Here is a 21246-nt window from a genome sequence, read left to right as displayed (position 1 = left end):
GCGGAGAGGAAGGCGAGGACCCGCGGGCGAAGGGTCCGCGGGCCAAGGACCCGCGGGCGAAGGGTCCGGACGCGTCAAGCTTGCGTCAGGAGTGGCTGGTCGCGCATCACGGGCGCGCGGGGCGCCCGGTGCCGGGTGCGGGCGTGTCCAGCCGGGCGGCGAGCCCCATGGGTGTGGTCCTGTCACGCCCGTCCCGTCGTCGCGGGGCGGCGCGCCCGCCCGTCAAGGCGGTGTCAACTTCCCGGTGAGCGGCGCCAGGGAAGCGTCAAGGCCGCTGCGCCGCGCGGGCACCGGGGCGTTGGCTGAGAGGTGATGAACGATGCACGGCCGACGCGTGAGGTGCGGCCCGGACGGCTGAAGGTCTACCTCGGGGCTGCCCCGGGTGTCGGCAAGACCTACCGCATGCTCGACGAGGGGCACCGCAGGGCGGCACGCGGCGCCGACGTGGTGGTGGGGTTCGCGCGGTGCCATGGACGCCCGCGCACCGAGGCGATGCTCGACGGCCTGGAGCGGGTGCCACCGGTCCGTTGCCGCCACCGGGGTGAGGAGCGCGAGGAGATGGACCTCGCCGCGGTCCTCGCGCGCCGTCCGCAGGTCGTGATCGTCGACGAGTTCGCCCATGCCAACGTGCCCGGCGGCGGCCGCAACCCGGAGCGCCGCCAGGACATCGAGGAGTTGCTGGCCGCCGGGATCGACGTCATCACGGCGCTGGACATCCAGCACCTGGAATCGCTCGGCGACGTCGTCGAGAGGATCACGCGGGTACCGCAGCGCGAGACGGTGCCCGACGAGGCCGTCCGCCGGGCCGACCGGATCGAACTGGTGGACATGGACCCGCGGGACCTGCGCCGCCGCATGGCGCACGGCACCATCTACCCGCCCGAACGGATCGACGCGGCCCTCGCCGACCACTTCCGCCCCGCCAATCTGACCGCGCTGCGCCGGCTCGCCCTGCTGTGGATGGCCGACCGCGTCGACGAGGCGCTGCGGTCGTACCGGCCGGAGCGGGCGGCCGACGGCGGACGGGAGTCCCGCGAGCGGGTCGTGGTCGCGCTCACCGGCGGCCGTGAGGGCGACACCCTCATCCGGCGCGCCGCCCGGATCGCGGGCCTCCCGCGCGCTCTCGACGGACTCGGCGCTCTCGACCCCGTCGGCTCGGGGGCGGCCCCGCGGGCCGGCAGCGATCTGCTCGCCGTGCACGTGACGCGCAGCGGCTCCCTCGCCGCGGGCGCCTCGCACGCCTCCCTCGCCCGGCAGCGGCGGCTCGTCGAGAACCTCGGCGGCAGCTACCACTCGGTCGTCGGCGACGACGTGGCCACCGCGCTGGTCGAGTTCGCGCGCGCCGAGAACGCCACCCAGCTCGTCCTCGGCACCAGCCGCCGCGGACGCGTCGAGCGCTTTGTCACCGGACGCGGCACCGGAGAGACGGTGGTCGGGCTCTCCGCCGACCTCGACGTCCACATGGTCACGCACGAGCGGGCGGGCCGGGGCACCCTGCTGCCGTCGAGGCGCCGTACGCTGCCCACCGCGCGGCTGGTCGCCGGACCGGTCGCCGGTCTCGTCCTGCCGGTGCTGCTCACCCTTCTCCTCGCCCAGGTGCGCGGCACCGTCAACCTCACCAGTGAGGCGCTGCTGTACCTGCTCACCGTGGTGGGCGTGGCCTGCATCGGCGGTGTCGCCTCGGCCGTGATCGCCTCGGTCACGGCGTCGCTGCTGCTCAACTACTGGTTCATCCCGCCGGTCGGCTCGTTCACGCTCGCCGATCCCAACGCCGTGCTCGCGGTCGGCGTCTTCACGGTCGTCGCCGCCACGGTCGCGGCCGTCGTCGACCGGTCGCTGCGGCTGTCCCGGCGCGCCGCCCGCGCCACCGCCGAGGCCGAGACCATGTCGTCGCTCGCGGGCACCATCGTGCGGGGCGGCGAGACGATCCCGGCGCTGCTGGAACGTACCCGGGAGACGTTCGGGACGGACTCCGCGGAACTGGTGGACCGGCCGCCCCCGCCGGGCACGGACAGCGGGGCGGTCGTGGTCGTGCCCGCGGGGCCGGGCTCCCACCTGGTCCTGCGCGGACGCACGCTCGCCTCCTCCGAGCGGCGGGTGCTGGCCGCCTTCGCCGCGCACGTCGGCTCCGCGGTCGAGCGGGCCCGGCTCGCGGAGGCCGCCGCCGAGGTGGAGCCGGTCCGGGCCGCCGACCGGATGCGTACGGCGCTGCTGCGGGCGGTCGGCCACGACCTGCGCACCCCGCTCGCCGCCGGCTGGGCCGCCGTCGCCTCGCTGCGCAGCCGTGACGTCGAGTTCTCCGCCGCGGACCGCGACGAACTCCTCGCCACCGCCGACGAGTCGATGGCCAAGCTGAACCGGCTGGTGGAGAACCTGCTCGACCTCAGCCGTCTGCAGGCCGGCGCGCTGCGTCTGAACCTGCGGGCCACCGCCCTGGAGGAGGTGCTCCCGGCGGCCCTCGCGGATGTTCCCGGGGTCGAGGTCCACGACCTGGAGAAGCTCCCGGCCGTCCTCGCCGACCCGCCGCTCCTGGAACGGGTGATCGCCAACCTGGCCGGCAACGCCGCCCGGCACACCCCCGTGGGGCGCCCGGTGCTGCTGACCGCCAGCGCCCACGCGGGCCGGGTCGAGGTACGGATCGTGGACCGCGGTCCCGGTATCCCGCCGTCGGACCGCGACCGTCTCTTCGAGCCCTTCCAGCGGCTGGGCGACACCGACAACTCGACCGGTCTGGGGCTCGGCCTCGCCCTGTCCCGGGGCCTGACCGAGGCGATGGACGGCACCCTCGTCCCGGAGGACACTCCGGGCGGCGGTCTCACGATGGTGCTGTCACTGCCGTGCGCGCGGGACGCGCGGGACCGCGTGCCGCCGGTGGTGGTGCCGTAGCCGCCGGTGGTGGTGCCGTCGAGGGGCGTCCGGGGGCGTCGGCGGCGGTGCCCGGAAGGCGGGTGCGCCGTCAGGGGTGGTGCCGTGGCGCGGTGCCCCGCGGCTCGCCCCGGCGCACCGATCCCGGCGCGCGGGCGGCCGGCCGGTCGGCGTGGGCGGCCGAGGTCAGCTGCCACGGCACACTCGTGACCATGACACCGGGTGTGAACAGCAGCCGGTTCTTCAGCCACAGGGCCGACTGGTTGTGGAGGAGGTTCTCCCACCAGCGGCCGACGACGTACTCGGGGACGAAGACGGCGACGATGTCGCGCGGGCTCTCCCTGCGCACCGATCGGACGTACTCCACGACCGGCCGGGTCACCTCGCGGTAGGGCGAGTCGATGACCTTCAGCGGGACCTCGATGCCGTACTCCTCCCAGCGCCCGCGCAGCGCCGCCGCCTCGTCGCGGTCCACGGAGACCGTCAGCGCCTCCAGATGGTCGGGGCGCAGGGCCCGCGCGTAGGCGAGGGCGCGCAGCGTGGGCTTGTGCAGGGTGGACACCAGGACGATGGCCAGCACCCGCGAGGGGAAGGTGAGTTCGGTCTTCGGATCGGTCACCGCCAGTTCCGCCGCGGTGGTGTCGTAGTGGCGGCGGATCCCGCGCATCATCACCCACAGGGCGACGGCCGCGAGGACGGCGAGCCACGCGCCCTGGGTGAACTTGGTGGCCAGCACGATCACCAGGACCAGGCCGGTGACGACCGCGCCGATCGTGTTGATCACGCGGGCCGTGTGATGGTGGCGGCGCCGTGCCGGGTCGTGTTCGGCGCGCAGTTCGCCGTTCCAGTGCCGGACCATGCCGAGCTGGGAGAGCGTGAAGGAGGTGAACACGCCCAGGATGTAGAGGTGGATGAGACTGGTGACGTTCGCCCTGAAGCCCCACAGCAGCAGGCCGGCGACGACCGCCAGCGCCAGGATGCCGTTGGAGAAGGCCAGCCGGTCGCCGCGGTTGTGCAACTGGTGCGGCAGGAAGCGGTGCTGGGCCAGGATCGAGGCGAGCAGCGGGAAGCCGTTGAAGGCGGTGTTCGCCGCCAGGATCAGGACGAGCGCGGTCACGGTCTGGATGAGGTAGAAGCCGAGGCTGTGCTCGCCGCCGAAGACCGCCGCCGCGATCTGGGCGATGACCGTGCGCTGGGTGTAGGCGGAGCAGGAGCCGGTCAGGCCCGTCAGGCGGCACGGGTCGCCCGTGATGTGCACCTTCGTGATCAGCGCGAGCGCGGTGACGCCCGCGAACATGACGACCGCGGTGATGCCCATCGCGGCCAGCGTGGCGGCCGCGTTCGCCGACTTGGGCTTGCGGAACGCCGGTACGCCGTTGGAGATGGCCTCCACTCCCGTCAGCGCCGTGCAGCCGGAGGAGAACGCCCGCAGCACCAGCATCAGCAGGGCGAGGCCCGTGAGGCCCGCGTCGGAGGGGGCCGCGGTGATGCCGTAGCCCGCGCTCTCGGCGACCGGCGCGTCCCCGAGGGCGTAGCGGACCAGGCCCGTGATCACCATGATGAGTACGCCGCCGACGAAGAGGTAGGTGGGGGCGGCGAAGGCCCGTCCCGACTCGCGTACGCCCCGCAGGTTGGCCGCGGTCAGGACCGCGACGAAGCCGATGGCCAGCGGGACGCGGTGGGGGGCCAGTTGGGGGGCGGCCGAGATGACGTTGTCCACGCCGGAGGCGACCGAGACGGCCACCGTCATGACGTAGTCGACGAGCAGGGAGGCGGCCACCACGAGGCCGGCGGAGGGGCCGAGGTTGGTCGACACCACCTCGTAGGAGCCGCCGCCGCTCGGGTAGGCGTGCACCACCTGGCGGTACGACAGCACCACGACCGTCATCAGGGCGACGACCGCGGCCGCGATCCACGGGGCGAAGTGCAGATACGCCAGCCCGCCGAGCGTGAGGACCAGCAGGATCTCCTGGGTCGCGTACGCCACCGAGGACAACGGGTCCGAGGCGAAGACGGGCAGCGCGAGCCGTTTGGGCAGGAGCGTCTCGTGCAGCTCTTCGCTCCGCATGGCCCGGCCGATCACCAGCCGCTTGAGGATCCCCGTCACGTTGAACACGGGCGGAGACTAAGCCGGGCCGGCGCCCGGGAGGGGGAGGGCGAACGGTCGGGGGACCTTTAAGGGACCGTTAGGGTCCCGCCGCACGCGTGCAGATGGAGCAAGGGACGCGGGAGGGTCCCGGCCGGCTCGGCGCCGGCGGACGGCCCCCTGCTCCTCAGACGGTGTTCCGCGTCCTCGGCGCGCAGCTTCACCGATGCGCCTTCGAACATGCGGCGATCACAAAAGACGGGGGACCGACGCGGAGATCAATAAAGACGGCGACTCCGGGAGGGGACGGGTCCGGGTCCGGGTGCCGCGGCACCACTGCCGCGGCCCGCGGCACTAGTCCAGCCCCGACATCCTGAAGACCGTCTGCGCCGTCTCGCGGTCGATCCGTTCCGAGACGCGGCGCAGGGCGGTCTCTCCGCAGGTCAGCGAGCCGCGGCGGGCGGAGCGGCGGGCGTCCTCGTCGAGGCGGTGCCACAGCGGGGGGTTGGCGACCAGGACGCGGGGGTCGATCTCGGCCCGGGCGCCGAAGGCGTCCCGCAGGACGAGGCGCTGCCCGACCCCGTCCAGGCAGCGCACCGACACCAGGTGGTCGGTGCGCACCCGGTGCCCGCGCAGTGGTCCGCGTGTGCTCAGCCAGCCCTCGCCGGCGGCGACCCGGGAGGGGTACAGCACCAGGAACAGCAGCACCGCGAGCGCGGTCCACAGCGAGGCGCGTACGGGGGTGAGGCTGCCGGCGGCTGCGTCGATCAGCAGCAGAAGGGCGAGGAGAGCGCCCGCGCAGCGGAGCGAGCTGCGCAGGTCTCGTTCCCAGAGGCGGTCGTACGCCACCTCGACCGGTTCCCTGTGCGGTACCGGTGCGGGGGCGTCGCGGGTGTGGTCGCGGCGGTCCATGGCACCGACGGTAGAGACCGCGAAAGCCGTGGTCACCCCACCTTGACGGCCCTTTGACGGGCGGGGCCGTCAGGGTTGTGACAAGGCCGCGGGGACGGACGGTGGCGAGGTGATCATCGTCCCGGGCCGCCCGCCGGAGGCTCGCGTATGGGTTGCGTCAAGGCCGTACGAGCCGCCGTAAGGGAGACGTCAACGGCGCTCGATTCCAGCCATCGAGGGGTTTTGCTCTAAGCGTCCGAGTCGTTTTCCGAACCTCATCCAGGAGCTCACGATGGCCGATCTGGCCTTCGTCGTCACCACGATCGCGGTATTCGCGCTGGTGGCGCTCGTCGCCAAGGGGGTGACGAAGCTGTGACCGCCGAGAACATCGTCGGCCTGATCGTGGCCGTCGCCCTGCTGGGCTATCTCGTCCTCGCTCTCGTCTTCCCGGAGAGGTTCTGAGTCTCGACATGAGTCCCGTCCTCGCCGGCGTGCTCCAGCTGATCGCTCTCATCGCGGCGCTGGCTCTCGCCTACATCCCGCTTGGCGACTACATGGCCAAGGTCTACTCCTCCGACAAGCACTGGCGTGTCGAGAAGTGGATCTACAAGGGCATCGGCGCCAATCCGAACACGGAGATGCGCTGGCCCGCCTATCTGCGCGGTGTCCTCGCCTTCTCCGCCGTCAGCGTGCTCTTCCTCTACCTGCTGCAGCGGCTGCAGGGTCACCTGCCCGGTTCGCTCGGCTTCTCCGCGATCGACCCGGACCAGGCGTTCAACACGGCCGCGTCGTTCGTGTCGAACACCAACTGGCAGTCGTACTACGGCGAGCAGGCCATGGGCCACGTCGTGCAGACCGCCGGTCTCGCCGTCCAGAACTTCGTCTCCGCGGCCGTCGGCATCGCGGTCGCCGTGGCGCTCGTCCGAGGGTTCGCGCGCTCCCGCACCGGTGAGCTCGGCAACTTCTGGTCGGACCTGGTGCGCGGCACCATACGCATCCTGATCCCGCTCTCGGTGGTCGGCGCGATCATCCTGGTGGCGTGCGGGGCGATCCAGAACTTCGCCGGCATCCACGAGGTCGGCCAGTTCATGGGCGGCTCGCAGCAGTGGAACGGCGGGGCGGTCGCCTCGCAGGAGGCCATCAAGGAGCTGGGCACCAACGGTGGCGGTTACTTCAACGCCAACTCCGCGCACCCCTTCGAGAACCCCACCCCGTTCACCAACCTCTTCGAGATCTTCCTGCTGCTGGTCATCCCGTTCGCGCTGACCCGCACCTTCGGCCGGATGGTCGGCTCCCTCAAGCAGGGCTACGCGATCCTCGCCACCATGGCCACCATCTGGCTCGGCTTCGTCGCCCTGATGATGTGGACCGAGTTCGCCCACCACGGACCGGCGTTCCAGATCGCCGGCGGGGCGATGGAGGGCAAGGAGCAGCGCTTCGGCGTCGGAGCGTCCTCGATCTTCGCGGTGTCCACGACCCTGACCTCGACCGGTGCGGTGGACTCCTTCCACTCGTCGTTCACCGGTCTCGGCGGCGGCATCACGATCCTGGGCATGCAGCTCGGGGAGATCGCGCCCGGTGGTACCGGCTCCGGTCTCTACGGCATGCTGATCATGGCGGTCATCGCGGTGTTCATCGCCGGTCTGATGGTCGGCCGCACCCCGGAGTACCTGGGCAAGAAGATCGGCACCCGCGAGATGAAGTTCGCGGCCTGCTACATCCTCGTCACCCCGGCCCTGGTGCTCGTCTTCACCGCGGCGGCGATGGCGCTGTCCACCCCGGGTCATTCGATGACCAACAGCGGGGCGCACGGATTCTCCGAGATCCTGTACGCCTATTCCTCGGGCGCCAACAACAACGGTTCGGCCTTCGCGGGTCTGAACGCGGACACGCAGTGGTTCAACAGCACGATCGGTCTCGCGATGCTGCTGGGCCGGTTCCTGCCGATGGTGTTCGTGCTGGCGCTGGCCGGTTCGCTCGCCGAGCAGCGTCCCGTCCCGGAGACCGCGGGCACCCTGCGCACCCACAAGCCGCTGTTCGTGGGCCTGCTGGTGGGCGCGATCCTGATCATCACCGGTCTGACCTACTTCCCGGCCCTCGCACTGGGCCCGCTGGCCGAGGGGCTGGCGTCATGACCACCGACGTAACGAACCAAGAGGACGAGATGTCCACAGCCACTCCGACCCGGGCGCCGCACAGCGATGTGCCGACCGGCCACAAGTCCGACGAAGGCCGTGTCGGCGCGGGTCTGTTCGACGCGCGGCAGCTGCTGAGGTCGCTGCCGGACGCCTTCCGCAAGCTCGACCCGCGGGTGATGATCAAGTCGCCCGTCATGTTCGTGGTACTGGTCGGCTCGGTCCTGACGACGGTCTTCTCCTTCAAGGACCCGGGCGACTGGTTCGGCTGGGCGATCAGCGCCTGGCTGTGGCTGACCGTGATCTTCGCCAACCTGGCGGAGGCGGTGGCCGAGGGCCGCGGCAAGGCCCAGGCGGACACCCTCAGGAAGGCGAAGACGGACACCGTCGCGCGCCGCCTGACCGGCTCCGCCGAGGAGCGGGTGCCCGGCACCGAACTGCGCGTCGGTGACCTGGTGGTCTGCGAGGCGGGCGACATCATCCCCGGCGACGGTGACGTCGTCGAGGGCGTCGCGTCCGTCGACGAGTCGGCCATCACGGGTGAGTCGGCCCCGGTCATCCGGGAGTCCGGCGGCGACCGCTCGGCCGTCACCGGCGGTACGAAGGTCCTCTCCGACCGGATCGTCGTCAAGATCACGACGAAGCCCGGCGAGACCTTCATCGACCGCATGATCGCACTGGTCGAGGGCGCGTCCCGGCAGAAGACCCCGAACGAGATCGCGCTGAACATCCTTCTCGCGTCCCTCACGATCGTCTTCCTGCTCGCGGTGGCCACACTGCCGCCGTTCGCGAACTACGCGGGTACGCACCTCACCATGGTCGTGCTGGTGGCCCTGCTGGTCTGCCTGATCCCGACCACGATCGGCGCCCTGCTCTCCGCGATCGGCATCGCGGGCATGGACCGGCTGGTACAGCGCAACGTGCTGGCCATGTCCGGCCGCGCGGTCGAGGCGGCGGGCGACGTGTCGACCCTCCTCCTGGACAAGACCGGCACCATCACCCTCGGCAACCGCCAGGCCGCCGAGTTCGTACCGGTGACGGGCACCACCGAGGCCGAGGTCGCGGACGCCGCCCAGCTCTCCTCGCTGGCCGACGAGACACCCGAGGGCCGCTCCATCGTCGTCCTGGCGAAGGAGAAGTACGGTCTGCGCGAGCGCCACCAGGGCGAACTCGCGGGCGCCGAGTGGATCGCCTTCACCGCCCAGACCCGGATGTCGGGTGTGGACGTCGACGGGCGCAGGATCCGCAAGGGCGCGGCCGGTTCGGTCGTGGCCTGGGTCACGGAGCGGGGCGGCGAGGTGTCCGCGGACGCCACCACCCTCTCCGACCGCATCGCCCAGGCGGGCGGTACCCCGCTGCTGGTGGCCGTCGAGGACACCGAGGGCGCCCGCGTCCTCGGGGTGATCCACCTCAAGGACGTCGTCAAGGAGGGCATGCGCGAGCGGTTCGACGAGCTGCGCCGCATGGGCATCAGGACCGTCATGATCACGGGTGACAACCCGCTGACGGCCAAGGCGATCGCGGAGGAGGCCGGCGTCGACGACTTCCTCGCGGAGGCCACTCCCGAGGACAAGATGGCGCTCATCAAGCGCGAGCAGGCCGGCGGCAAGCTGGTCGCGATGACCGGCGACGGCACCAACGACGCCCCGGCCCTCGCCCAGGCGGACGTCGGCGTGGCGATGAACACGGGCACGTCGGCCGCCAAGGAGGCCGGCAACATGGTCGACCTCGACTCGAACCCGACCAAGCTCATCGAGATCGTCGAGATCGGCAAGCAGCTGCTGATCACCCGGGGCGCGCTGACGACGTTCTCCATCGCCAACGACGTCGCGAAGTACTTCGCGATCATCCCGGCGCTGTTCGCAGTGGTCTACCCGGGCCTGGACAAGCTGAACATCATGCACCTGTCCTCGCCCGACTCCGCGATCCTGTCGGCGGTCATCTTCAACGCGCTGATCATCATCGCGCTGGTGCCGCTGGCCCTGCGGGGTGTGCGCTACCGGCCCATGAGCGCCGACCGGATGCTGCGGCGCAACCTCGGGATCTACGGCATCGGCGGCCTGATCGCCCCCTTCGTCGGCATCAAGATCATTGACCTGCTCATCTCCCTCATCCCCGGAATCGGCTGATCGCCATGAACAACTCGGTTACGAACACGGCCCGGTTGCTCTGGGCCGGCCTGCGGGCCCTCCTGGTCCTCACCGTCGTCTGCGGGGTGATCTACCCGCTCGCCGTCACCGGCGTCGGCCAGGCCCTGTTCCACGACAAGGCCAACGGCTCGGAGATCAGCGCCGGTGGGAAGGTCGTCGGCTCCTCCCTGATCGGCCAGTCCTACAACCTGCCGCTGAAGAAGGGCCAGGAGACCCCGGAGCCCGACCTGAAGTGGTTCCAGGGACGCCCCGCCAACGGTCTGGGGACGAACTCGGTCAACACCCAGTACAAGCTGATCCTGTCCGGCGCCACCAACCGGTCGGGCGACAACAAGGACCTGATCGACTGGGTGACCGCGGCCAAGAAGGCCGTCGTCAAGGACAACTCGGTGAACGGCTACACGGTCAGGCCCTCCGACGTGCCCGCCGACGCGGTGACGTCCTCCGGCTCCGGCCTGGACCCGGACATCTCCACCCGGTACGCCGGCATCCAGGTGCACCGGATCGCGGAGAAGAACGGTCTGTCCGTCGCCCAGGTACGCAAGCTGGTCGACGAGCACACCGACAGCCGCACCCTCGGCTTCATCGGCGAACCCCGCGTCAACGTCCTCGAACTCAACATCGCGCTCAAGGCACTGACCGGGAAATGACCGGGAGCCAGTGAATCGACGATGACCCGGGTGCTGGTCGTGGAAGACGACCCCCAGCTCGTACGAGCGCTCGTGATCAACCTGCAGGTCCGTCAGTACGGAGTGGACGCGGCGCCCGACGGCACCACGGCCCTCCGGCTGGCGGCCGTACGGCAGCCCGATGCCGTCGTGCTCGACCTCGGGCTGCCCGACATGGACGGCGTGGACGTCATCAGGGCGCTGCGCGGCTGGACCCGCGTACCGATCCTGGTGCTGTCCGCGCGCCGCGCCTCCGGCGAGAAGGTCGCCGCGCTCGACGCGGGCGCCGACGACTACATCACCAAGCCGTTCAGCATGGACGAACTCCTGGCCCGGCTGCGCGCCGCCGTCCGCCGCACGGAGACCCCGGCGCTCGCGCCCGGGTCCGACGTGGTCACCACCGCCGAATTCACCGTCGACCTGGTGGCCAAGAAGGCGAGACGCGCGGGCCGGGACGTCCGGCTCACGCCCACGGAGTGGCACCTGCTGGAGATCCTGGTCAGCAACCCCGGCCGCCTGGTCCCGCAGCGCCGGCTGCTCGAGGAGGTGTGGGGCGCCTCCCGGAGCACCAAGACCAACTACCTGCGGGTCTACATGGCCCAGCTCCGCCGCAAACTCGAAGCCGACCCGTCCCATCCCCGCCACTTCATCACGGAGGCGGGAATGGGGTACCGCTTCGAGGCCGGCGACTGAGACCGGGGAGACGCACGGGCGGGAGGGGAGCCCGTGCTTCACGCCGGCGCGGCCCGCGGGCCAGGCGGTGTTCTCCGGCCGGTCCCGGCCGGGGTGACGAGGACCGAGCGACCCCGGGCCCGGGGCGCGCCCCGCCGGGCGCGTCCTTGGCGGCTCGCGGCGAGGTGGACCCGCCAGACTGGCTCCGGACAGGACGAACCAGTCGAAACCACCCTGTATCGCGAGGTCCCGATGGCGTACGGACTGGCCCGCCGCGAACTGCGGCCGAGAGTGCCCCTGCGACATGGAGAGGGCGACAAGTACCGCCTGACCAGCATCGAGGGGCTCGCCGCACTGTCCCTGGACGCGCTCAGCTCGGTGGCGTACGGACCCGAGGCGATCGTGCTCGTCCTGGTCGCCGCCGGAACGGGCGCGCTCACCGCCACGCTGCCGGTGACACTGGTCATCGCCGCGCTGCTGGCGGTGCTGGTCGTGTCGTACGGGCAGGTGATCGCCGTCCACCCCGACGGGGGCGGCGCGTACGCGGTGGCGAAGAAGGACCTGGGGCCGACCGTCAGCCTGCTCGCGGCGGCCAGCCTCGTCGTCGACTACGTCCTCACCGTGACCGTCAGTCTGGCGGCGGGCGCCGCGAGCCTCGCCTCCGCCTTCCCGTCCCTCGGCTCACACCTGCTCACGATCTGCCTGATCGGCCTCGCCCTGCTCACGGCGGTGAACCTGCGGGGCGTGGCCGAGAGCGCCCGGGTGCTGATGCTGCCCACCGCGCTGTTCGTCGTGAGCATCCTCGGCATCGTCGTGCTCGGGCTGCTGCGCGGCCACCCCGTGGCCGTCGTGGGCACCGCGCACCCCGTGCACGCCACCGAGACGCTGGGCGTCCTGCTGCTCCTCAAGGCGTTCTCCTCCGGCTGCTCCGCGCTCACCGGGGTGGAGGCCATCGCCAACGGCGTGCCCTCCTTCCGCGATCCGCGCGTCAAGCGCGCCCAGCGCACCGAACTGATGCTCGGCGCGCTGCTCGGCCTGATGCTGATCGGCATGGCCCTGCTGATCCGCCGCGACCAGCTGGCCCCGCGCGGCGGCGTGACCGTACTGGCACAGCTCACGGCGGGCGCGTACGGCACGGGATGGCCGTACTACGCCACGAACCTCATCGTCACCCTGGCGCTCGCCTTCGCCGCCAACACCAGTTTCGGCGGACTGCCCGTCCTGATGAGCCTGCTCGCCAGGGACCACCGGCTGCCGCACTTGTTCGGGCTGCGCGCGGAGCGCCCGGTGTACCGCTGGGGCGTGGTCTCGCTCGCGCTGCTCGCGGCGGTGCTGCTGATCGCCGTGGACGCCGACACCCACCGCATGATCCCGCTCTTCGCCATCGGGGTGTTCATCGGATTCAGCGTCAGCCAGATCGGGCTGGTGCGGCACTGGGCGGGGGAGCGGCCGCGCGGCTGGCTGCGGCGCGCGACGCTCAACGGGATCGGCGCCGTCCTGACCGTCGTGGCGGGGATCGTCCTGCTGGCCACCAAGTTCCTGGAGGGTGCCTGGGTGGTGGTCGTCACCATCCCGCTGCTGATGCTGCTGTTCTCCCGTATCCAGCGCTACTACACCGAGGCCGGCCGCGAACTCGGGCTCGGCGAGACCCCGCCGCCGCTGAGCGTCGCCGACTCCCTGGTCATCGTTCCCGTCAGCCAGGTCAGCCTGCTCACCCGGCACGGGCTGCAGGCCGCCCTCGCTCTCGGCCACGAGGTCGTCGCGGTCGCCGTGTACTCCGACCCGGCCAAGGTCGCCGCGCTCAGGGAGAGTTGGGACCGCTGGAATCCCGGTGTACGGCTTGACGTCATCGACAGTCCCCAGCGCTCGCTGGTGGAACCGATCGTCGCGTACGTCCGGCGGGCGGCGGAGGGAGGCCGGCAGATCGCCGTCCTCATCCCCGAGGTCGAACCGCTCCACCGCCGCTACCAGATCCTGCAGAACCAGCGCGGCCTGCTGCTCGCCACGGTGCTGCGGGCCCGTACGGACGTGGTCGTCTGCGTGGTGCCGTACCGGCTGAGCGTGTGAGAGCCGGGGCTTCACGGGCTCCGGAGTGCGCCGTCCCGGGTGCGTCCGGGCGCCCCGGGGCATCAGGCCGCCGGTTGGCTCCGGCAGTCCCGGCAGGCGGCGGGCCCCGGCGCCCGGAAGGCGCGTTCGCAGCCGTCGCAGGTCTGCCAGGGGTGTACGGCGGGGGCGGTGGGTCCGGCGCGTGGTGGGGTCGGGGCGGGCGGCGGGAGCGGGACCTCGCGGAGGCGGTGGGCGAGGACGCGGGCCGGACGGGCCCGGAAGTGCGCGGGGAGCCCGGCGGTGAGCAGGCCGGTGATGTCCTCGGGGCCGAGCCCCAGCGCGAGCCACCGGGCGACGGCCGGGGCCAGTTCGGCGACCTCGCGGCGGGACAGGATCAGCCTCCGGTCGGCGTTTTGGAGAGAGGCGAGGACGAGGACACTCCGAGGGTCGGCGTCAGTGTCGGTGGCGGCGCGGTCGGCGGTGTCCTCCGGCCGGAGCGGGGGAGGAGGCGCCAGGCGGGCGGGTTCGGGTGGGGTGGCGGTCGCGGGCGCGGGAGACACCGCGGACCGCCGTGGCCGGGGTGGCGGCGGGGTGCGGCGGCCGGGGCCTCGCGGTACGTCGTGGAAGAAGGTCCGGGTGCGGACCTGGCCGTCGGGGCCGCGCTCGCGGCGCCTTTCCAGGTAACCGGCGGCCTCCAACTCCCGCAGCGCCCGCGAGATCAGGATCTCGCCCTCGCTGAAGTGGGCGCACAGCGCGGTGATGCTGACGGGGGTGCCGTCCGGCAGGGAGGCGATGTAGGCCGCGACCCCGATGGTGACCGCGCTGCCGCGCCGCTGCGCGAGGGCGTTGGCGAGCACGGTGAACTCGGCGGTGAGACGGGTGCGGACGTGGATCACGCCGGAGGCCGGAGCTCCGGCGGCGGCGCGCACGGGCGCGTTAGACTGCGGTTCAGCCATTGGGAAGGTGCTTCTTCCTGAGCGGTCAGGCCCTCGATCAGGATTGCAGTCCTGGCCGGGGGCCGTCCTTTGTGGGGTTGTCGCCGGGAACGTAACCCTCCGTGGCCGCTCACCGCAACCGGGTCACTCCTGAGGGTGAACGGGCGGGAGGAGGAGGGGGGTTGGTTCTTTCCACCCGGTTCTTGGGGGAGAGCCGTGGGCGACCGGAGCCCTGCGGACGAGGGGTCGGCGGAGCCGGGACGACGACCGGAACAGGCGCCTCGCCGGCCGGGGGCCCGTCGGCCGGGTGGCGGCAGCGGTGAGGGCGGGACCCCGAGGCCCCGCCCGTTCTCACTCCGGCTCGCTCCCGAGTCCCCCCGTGTCACCGAAGAACGGGACTCAGGGCCACACCAGGCAGTACGGCTGATGCCCCGCCTCGTGCAGACGATGGCTGAAATCCTGCCATTCGTGGAGAAGCTGGTACACGTTGAACGCGTCCCGGGGGCCACCCCGGTCCGGCACCGTCGACCAGATGAACGCGGCCGCGCCGACGGCTTCCTCGCCGATGCCACGGAGCGGGTCGACGACGGTCATGGGGAGCTTCACGACGGCGTAGTCGGGGTGGAGGACGACGAGTTCCAGCGGGGGCACCTTGTGCAGGGGGACGCCCTCGATACCGGTGAGGACCATCGCGGCCATCGTCTCCGGCTTGATCTTGGTGAACATGCCGTTCATGCCGAGCTCGTCGCCACCGAGTTCCTCGGGGCGCATGGAGATCGGCACCCGGGCCGCGGTCGCGCCGTCCGGTGCGCCGAAGTATTTGTACGTCACCCCCACCCGGCCACCATTCCCGCTTCCTGCCCTGAGCCGGTCTGCCCCGCGGTCCGTGTAGTCCATACCGTCCATACGGGCCGACGAGTCGATCCGCTCAGGATCGCCCTGTGATCCTTGTGACCCTTGCGATCCCGGCGTGCCCTGTGCCTGCCGTGCCTCGGCTTCTTCCGCCTCGCGCCGGTGCTTCCCCTGCCGGGCACGCCGAGGACCGAGGTCGTCGGTCCCCTCGCCCAGTCCGCCACCGCGATGCATATCTCCACCCGACTGCTTTTCTAAGGCGCGCGACCCCCGCCACGCAACCCGATCATCGTGACAGTGACCTCCCCCACGGCCGCACGCCGAAACGTACGCCGAAACACCTGTCCGCGGGATCTTCGCAGCCTCTGACACCATAGCTGGGTGCGCTATCCGTACGAAGCCCGGCTTCATGCCGACCGGGTACCTTGGGGATCATGCGCCCATCCACTGAGGCGGGGGACCCGGAGCGCGTTGCCACCGTGCTTCGGGTAGCGGCAGGATATACCCGTCAGTCAAAAGCCAAAGCGGACAAGTCGGAAGCTAGCCCACAAACGCAGGACATGGCGACCGAAAAGAAAGCCCGCGAGCGAGGCTGCTCATTCGAGGCGCACTACAGGGACATTGGCGTATCGGGATACGACCCGAACGCTGAGCGGACGGCATTCGAGCGGCTTTTGAACGAATGCCGCGCGGGACGCGTGCACGAGATCATCGTCTTCAATGTCACCAGGCTTTCCCGCAGGGAGCCGAAGGACGCCATCCCCGTCGTCCTGGAACTCCTCTCTCTCGGCGTCGTGATCACCTCGGTGTCCGAAGGCTCGTTCTCGCCTGGCGACACCATGGAACTGATCATGTTGATCATGCGATTGGACGCGGCCCATCAGGACAGCCGCGACAGGAGTGACGCCATCGCCGGGGCGAAACAGAAGGCGAAGGAGTTCGGGGGGTGGACGGGAGGCGCCGTTCCCTACGGGCTGGAGTCCTACCCTGAATCCGTGACCAAGGTCATCGACGGAAAGCCCGTGGCCGTGACGGTCCGGAAGCTCCGTCCCGCCGCGGTGCGCGAGGACGGCACGGATCAGGCCGGCGAAGTCCTGAGGATGGTCGACCGCATCCTTGAATTCAAGGACAAGCCGTGGGAGGGAAAGAAGAACGCGCATCCCGCGTCCGTGGGCGCTGTCGTGTCGTGGCTCAACACGCGCGCCGTGCCTACGCAGAACGGCGGACTCTGGCGGGAAAGGGCGGTCAAAAGGCTGCTCACGGACCCGCGGTTAGCGGGCATCGGGGCAGAGTCCGTGTACGCGCTCGACAAACAGGGGAACCGGACCCGGAACGTCAGTGGATACCGGATCCTGCGAGACGAGAACGAGGCGCCGATCGTCATCGGTGACGCGCTCGTCCCCCGCGCACGGTTCTTCGAGCTGCAGGAGTGGCTCACCGGACGAGGGCGCAGGAGCGGGCCGGCGGCGCCCGGCAGGTACGTACTGACTGCGATGGGAGTGCTCCACTGCGAGTGCGGGCGCCCGATGACGGGGTCACGCGACGTCTACAAATGCAGTCGGCCGTCAGGTGTCGTCGAGCCGGGCAGGCACGAGGGCGGGAGCACGATCCGACGGCGCGACGTGGACATCTACGTCGCAGACCGGATCATGTCCGTCATCAGGAACGCCGGTGAGGACGACCCGAATACGACGGATCTCATCGCCGAAGCCATGGCGCGGCTCACGAGACTCACCGAGAGCCCCGGAACGCGCGGTGAGCGCGCGGCTCTGCTCGGGGAGAGAGCTTCCGTCGTCCGGTCCATCGAGCAGCTCTACTCGGATCTGAAGATCGGGATCTACGACGGCCCGATCGGACGCTCACGGTTCCTGGCGGACAAGCGGTCCGGCGAAGCGCGGCTGGAAGCGCTGGACGACCGGATCGCCGCAGTGGGGCGTCCGGAGCTGACGACGCTCCCCATCGAACAGTGGGGCGAGTCGGAAGACGGGGACCCCGTGGGTCCCACCTCGTGGTGGGGACGTGCTGACGTCGACGACAGGCGGATGCTCGTGCGGCTCTTCGTCGACCGGATCGATGTCGCCAAGGCGGAGCCCCGGGGCGGCAGGCGGCCCATGTGCCGGGTCCAGGACCGTGTCACGGTGACCATGGCGTCGTCGGACCGTTCGGACGTACGCGCGTCCCCGACGCGTCGGTCCTGACCTGAGCGAGCCCGTGCGGCCCCAGGTCGCGGACGGGTTGCGCCGGCACGTCGACGCGGGCGGCCACCCGACGGGGACCGGTTCCGTGTGCGGTGGCCGATCCCGCCGCGCGCGGAGGGGGAACCTCCACACCGTACTGAGGGAGAGGCCGTGCGTCGCAGGGCGAGGGTGGCCGACAACGTCCCTGCCCTACGCTGGGGGACGTCGGATGCCCGTCACTACGAGGAACCGCAGGTCATGACCGAACTGCCCTACAGCTATGAAGCCCCAGCTTCGCAGACTCTTTTCGACCGTGCGGCTGCCGTCACGCCGGGCGGCGTGAACTCTCCGGTGCGCGCGTTCCGCGCCGTGGGCGGTACGCCCCGCTTCATGGTGTCCGGAGACGGTCCGTACCTGACCGATGCCGACGGGAGGGAATACGTCGACCTCGTTTGTTCCTGGGGGCCGATGATCCTCGGTCACTCCCGGCCCGAGGTCGTCGCCGCCGCGCAGGAGGCCGTCGCCCGCGGTACGTCCTTCGGTACGCCGGGCGAGGGCGAGGTCGCGCTCGCGGAGGAGATCGTCGCCCGCGTCGAGCCGGTCGAGCAGGTCCGGCTCGTCTCCAGCGGGACCGAGGCGACGATGTCCGCCATCCGCCTCGCGCGCGGGTTCACCGGGCGGCCCAAGGTCATCAAGTTCGCCGGGTGCTACCACGGACACGTGGACGCCCTGCTCGCCGCGGCCGGCAGCGGCCTCGCGACCTTCGCCCTGCCCGACACCCCCGGCGTCACCGGCGCCCAGGCCGGCGACACCATCGTCCTTCCCTACAACGACCTCGAAGCCGTGAACGCGGCCTTCCACGCGCACCCGGGCGAGATCGCCTGTGTGATCACCGAGGCCTCGCCCGGCAACATGGGTGTGGTGCCGCCGCGTCCCGGCTTCAACCAGGGCCTCAAGGACGCCTGCGCGAAGAACGGCGCCCTGTTCATCTCCGACGAGGTCATGACCGGCTTCCGTACCAGCAGGTCCGGCTGGTACGGCATCGACGGGGTCAAGCCCGACCTGATGACCTTCGGCAAGGTCATGGGCGGCGGCTTCCCGGCCGCGGCCTTCGGGGGCCGGGAGGACATCATGGGGCATCTGGCCCCCGCCGGGCCCGTCTACCAGGCCGGCACGCTCTCCGGGAACCCCGTCGCGACCGCCGCCGGACTCGCGCAGCTGCGGCTGCTCGACGACGCCGCGTACGAGACGGTCGACGCCGTCTCCGCGCAGATCCGCGCGCTCGTCACGGAGGCGCTCACCAAGGAGGGCGTGGCGCACCGGCTGCAGAACGCCTCCAACATGTTCTCGGTCTTCTTCACCGGGCGTGAGGTGCGCGACTACGAGGACGCGAAGGCGCAGGAGTCCTTCCGGTTCACCGCGTTCTTCCACGCGATGCTGGCGCAGGGCGTCTACCTGCCGCCGTCGTCCTTCGAGTCGTGGTTCGTGTCCACGGCCCACGACGAGCGGGCCATCCAGCGGATCGCCGACGCCCTTCCGGCGGCGGCGCGGGCAGCGGCGGAGGCCACGGCATGAGCGAGAGCGTGAGCGGGAGCATGAGCGAGATCCGGGACCAGGACATCACCGTCGTCCACCTGATGCGGCACGGCGAGGTCGCCAACCCGGACGGGGTGCTCTACGGGAGGCTGCCCGGGTACCACCTCTCCGAGCTGGGGCGGCAGATGGCCGGCCGGGTCGCCGAGCACCTGGCCTCCCGGGACGTCACGCAGGTGATCGCGTCCCCGCTGGAGCGGGCGCAGGAGACCGCGACGCCCATCGCCAAGGCGCACGGACTCGACCTCGGCACCGACGGGCGGCTGATCGAGGCCGAGAACGTCTTCCAGGGCAAGACCTTCGGGGTGGGCGACGGCGCGCTGCGCAGGCCCGAGAACTGGAAGTACCTCGTCAACCCGGTCAAGCCGTCCTGGGGCGAGCCGTACGTGGAGCAGGTCGTCCGGATGATGGGGGCGCTCGACGCCGCCAAGGACGCGGCCCGCGGTCATGAAGCGGTGCTGGTCAGCCACCAGTTGCCGATCTGGATCGTGCGTTCCTTCGTCGAGCGGCGGCGGTTGTGGCACGACCCGAGGAAGCGGCAGTGCACGCTGGCGTCCCTCACGTCCTTCACCTACCGCGGCGACAAGATCGTTTCCGTCGGCTACAGCGAGCCCGCCCGGGATCTCGTCCCGTCCCATCTCCTCGCGGGCGCCAAGCCGGTGAAGGGAAAGAGCAAGGCGTTCGGCGCGTAGCCGTCCCGGTCCCGAATATGAACTTCCGGTGACTGTGAAGTGTGCCACTCGAATCGATATTCGTAAAATATGATCAATATGCGCTAGTTGGCGGAACCCATCCGCACTTCGTGCCCTCTCATTATGTGTCTGCTGAGAAACAGCTGAGAGGGCGCGAAGGAGATGGGGACCGCATGCGGGACATCAGCCGGAGGGGAATGATCGGCCTCGGGACGGGTGCCGCGGCGGCACTCGGACTCGCGGCGTGCGGCACCTCGGAACACGACGCCCCCGCGAGCGGATCACGGCCGGGCAAGCCCGGCCGGTCGTCCCGGCCCGGCACCCCCAAGCCCACCGCGCGCCCGATAGGCGACGGCTCCACCTCCTTCACCGGCAAGCAGCCGAAGCAGCCCAAGGCCCCCGTGCCCCTGGAGCCCGGCGAGACCCCTCCGCAGTTCGTGATCTTCTCCTGGGACGGCGCGGGGGAGGTCGGGACCGGCCTCTTCTCCCGGTTCCTGCGGCTCGCCGAGGAGCACGACGCGCACATGACCTTCTTCCTCTCCGGGCTGTATCTGCTGCCCGAGTCGAAGAAGCGCAAGTACCTGCCGCCGAACAACCCCCGCGGCGCCTCGGACATCGGCTACCTCGCCGACGACCACGTCAAGGCGACCCTCGAAGGCGTCCGGCAGGCCTGGCTCGACGGCCACGAGATCGGTACCCACTTCAACGGCCACTTCTGCTCCGGCCACGGCACCGTCGCCAACTGGACGCCGGCCCAGTGGCGCAGCGAGATAGACCAGGCCAAGTCCTTCGTCAAGGAATGGCGGACCAACACGGGCTGGAGCGATCTGCCCTCGCTGCCGTTCGACTACGACAAGGAACTCATAGGCGGCCGGACCCCGTGTCTGCTCGGGCAGAACAACCTGCTGCCCACCGCCAAGGAACTCGGCTGGCGCTACGACGCCTCCTCGCCCGGTGGACGCCAGTGCTGGCCGCAGAAGAACCAGGGCGTGTGGGATCTCCCGCTGCAGGCCGTCCCGTTCCCGGGCCACAGCTTCGAAGTCCTGTCCATGGACTACAACATGCTCGCCAACCAGTCGGTCAACTCGACGAAGGCGCCGTCGTACAACTACCCGGGCTGGCGGAAGCAGGCGGCCGGGGCCTACATCGCCGGATTCCGGCGGGCCTACGAGTCGAACCGGGCGCCCTTCTTCATAGGCAACCACTTCGAGGAGTGGAACGGCGGCATCTACATGGACGCCGTCGAGCAGGCCTTCAAGTACATCGCGCGGGAGAAGGAGAAGGGCGAGGACGTGCGGCTCGTCTCCTTCCGGCAGTTCGTGGACTGGCTGGACGTACAGCCGCCCGAGACGGTCGCCAAGCTGCAGACCCTGGACGTGGGGCAGCGGCCGGACGGCGGCTGGAAGACGTTCCTGGGCGACACGGACAAGGTGACCGGCGGCGCCTCGTCCAGCGCGTCGGGGAGCGCCACCTGAAAGGGTGCC

At 70.8% G+C, this 21246-nt stretch carries 15 protein-coding genes; 11 read left to right on the top strand and 4 right to left on the bottom strand.

Annotated features, from left to right (window positions below; translation table 11 throughout):
* The first annotated feature begins 312 nt into the window (after positions 1-312).
* Positions 313-2886 carry an ATP-binding protein gene (locus ABZV34_RS29625; RefSeq protein ID WP_356283177.1) on the top strand — a complete coding sequence of 858 codons (2574 nt, stop codon included), beginning with the start codon at positions 313-315 and terminating at the stop codon, positions 2884-2886.
* 70 nt (positions 2887-2956) lie between these two features.
* Here ABZV34_RS29625 and ABZV34_RS29620 read toward each other — a convergent pair whose 3' ends face one another.
* Together ABZV34_RS29620 and ABZV34_RS29615 are read right to left on the bottom strand one after the other, a co-directional pair.
* Entirely contained in the window at positions 2957-4981 is a 2025-nt protein-coding gene (locus tag ABZV34_RS29620) for an APC family permease (protein WP_356283174.1), read from the bottom strand.
* Positions 4982-5305: 324 nt separating this feature from the next.
* Complete coding sequence (locus ABZV34_RS29615; protein ID WP_356283171.1) at positions 5306-5863, bottom strand: hypothetical protein; 558 nt, start codon at positions 5861-5863, stop codon at positions 5306-5308.
* A gap of 351 nt (positions 5864-6214) precedes the next feature.
* Here ABZV34_RS29615 and kdpF point away from each other — a divergent pair, with 351 nt between their 5' ends.
* From kdpF to ABZV34_RS29585, 6 genes are all read left to right on the top strand, one after another.
* The gene (gene kdpF / locus ABZV34_RS29610; protein ID WP_055544543.1) at positions 6215-6304 is read left to right on the top strand and encodes a K(+)-transporting ATPase subunit F; all 90 of its coding nucleotides are present in this window, start codon (positions 6215-6217) and stop codon (positions 6302-6304) included.
* Between the two features lie 8 nt (positions 6305-6312).
* Positions 6313-7977, top strand: coding sequence for a potassium-transporting ATPase subunit KdpA (gene kdpA, locus ABZV34_RS29605; protein ID WP_356283167.1), 1665 nt, complete (start codon positions 6313-6315; stop codon positions 7975-7977).
* The gene (gene kdpB, locus ABZV34_RS29600) at positions 7974-10106 is read left to right on the top strand and encodes a potassium-transporting ATPase subunit KdpB (RefSeq protein ID WP_356283164.1); all 2133 of its coding nucleotides are present in this window, start codon (positions 7974-7976) and stop codon (positions 10104-10106) included. Before kdpA ends, kdpB begins: the two co-directional genes overlap by 4 nt.
* Positions 10107-10111: 5 nt before the next feature.
* Positions 10112-10777, top strand: a complete 666-nt coding sequence (locus tag ABZV34_RS29595; protein WP_356283161.1) for a potassium-transporting ATPase subunit C — start codon at positions 10112-10114, stop codon at positions 10775-10777.
* A 21-nt stretch (positions 10778-10798) separates the two neighbouring features.
* A complete protein-coding gene (locus ABZV34_RS29590) occupies positions 10799-11488 on the top strand; it encodes a response regulator (RefSeq protein WP_356283158.1) in 690 nt (229 codons plus the stop codon).
* A gap of 231 nt (positions 11489-11719) precedes the next feature.
* Positions 11720-13534 (top strand): APC family permease, encoded by a 1815-nt coding sequence (locus tag ABZV34_RS29585; RefSeq protein ID WP_356283155.1) that lies wholly within the window; start codon positions 11720-11722, stop codon positions 13532-13534.
* A gap of 62 nt (positions 13535-13596) precedes the next feature.
* Here the strand turns inward: ABZV34_RS29585 and ABZV34_RS29580 are convergent, their stop codons facing one another.
* Together ABZV34_RS29580 and ABZV34_RS29575 are read right to left on the bottom strand one after the other, a co-directional pair.
* Positions 13597-14469, bottom strand: coding sequence for a hypothetical protein (locus ABZV34_RS29580; RefSeq protein WP_356283152.1), 873 nt, complete (start codon positions 14467-14469; stop codon positions 13597-13599).
* A gap of 378 nt (positions 14470-14847) precedes the next feature.
* Positions 14848-15534 (bottom strand): hypothetical protein, encoded by a 687-nt coding sequence (locus ABZV34_RS29575; RefSeq protein WP_356283149.1) that lies wholly within the window; start codon positions 15532-15534, stop codon positions 14848-14850.
* A 200-nt stretch (positions 15535-15734) separates the two neighbouring features.
* Between ABZV34_RS29575 and ABZV34_RS29570 the strand changes: the two genes are divergently transcribed.
* The 4 genes from ABZV34_RS29570 to ABZV34_RS29555 all read left to right on the top strand — a co-directional run bounded on the left by ABZV34_RS29570 (position 15735) and on the right by ABZV34_RS29555 (position 21237).
* The gene (locus tag ABZV34_RS29570; protein ID WP_356283146.1) at positions 15735-17498 is read left to right on the top strand and encodes a recombinase family protein; all 1764 of its coding nucleotides are present in this window, start codon (positions 15735-15737) and stop codon (positions 17496-17498) included.
* A gap of 237 nt (positions 17499-17735) precedes the next feature.
* On the top strand, positions 17736-19052 hold the full coding sequence (hemL, locus tag ABZV34_RS29565) for a glutamate-1-semialdehyde 2,1-aminomutase (protein WP_356283143.1): 1317 nt from the start codon (positions 17736-17738) through the stop codon (positions 19050-19052).
* Positions 19049-19762: a histidine phosphatase family protein gene (locus ABZV34_RS29560; protein WP_356283140.1), complete on the top strand. Its 714-nt coding sequence runs from the start codon at positions 19049-19051 to the stop codon at positions 19760-19762. Before hemL ends, ABZV34_RS29560 begins: the two co-directional genes overlap by 4 nt.
* A 173-nt stretch (positions 19763-19935) precedes the next feature.
* Positions 19936-21237: a hypothetical protein gene (locus ABZV34_RS29555; protein WP_356283137.1), complete on the top strand. Its 1302-nt coding sequence runs from the start codon at positions 19936-19938 to the stop codon at positions 21235-21237.
* The last annotated feature ends 9 nt before the right edge of the window (positions 21238-21246 follow it).

It is taken from the genome of Streptomyces sp. NPDC005195 (genome assembly GCF_040608315.1).
Classification (GTDB): domain Bacteria; phylum Actinomycetota; class Actinomycetes; order Streptomycetales; family Streptomycetaceae; genus Streptomyces; species Streptomyces kaempferi.
The sequence above is the reverse complement of the archived record's forward strand: the minus strand, read 5'-3'. Positions and strand labels throughout refer to the sequence as shown.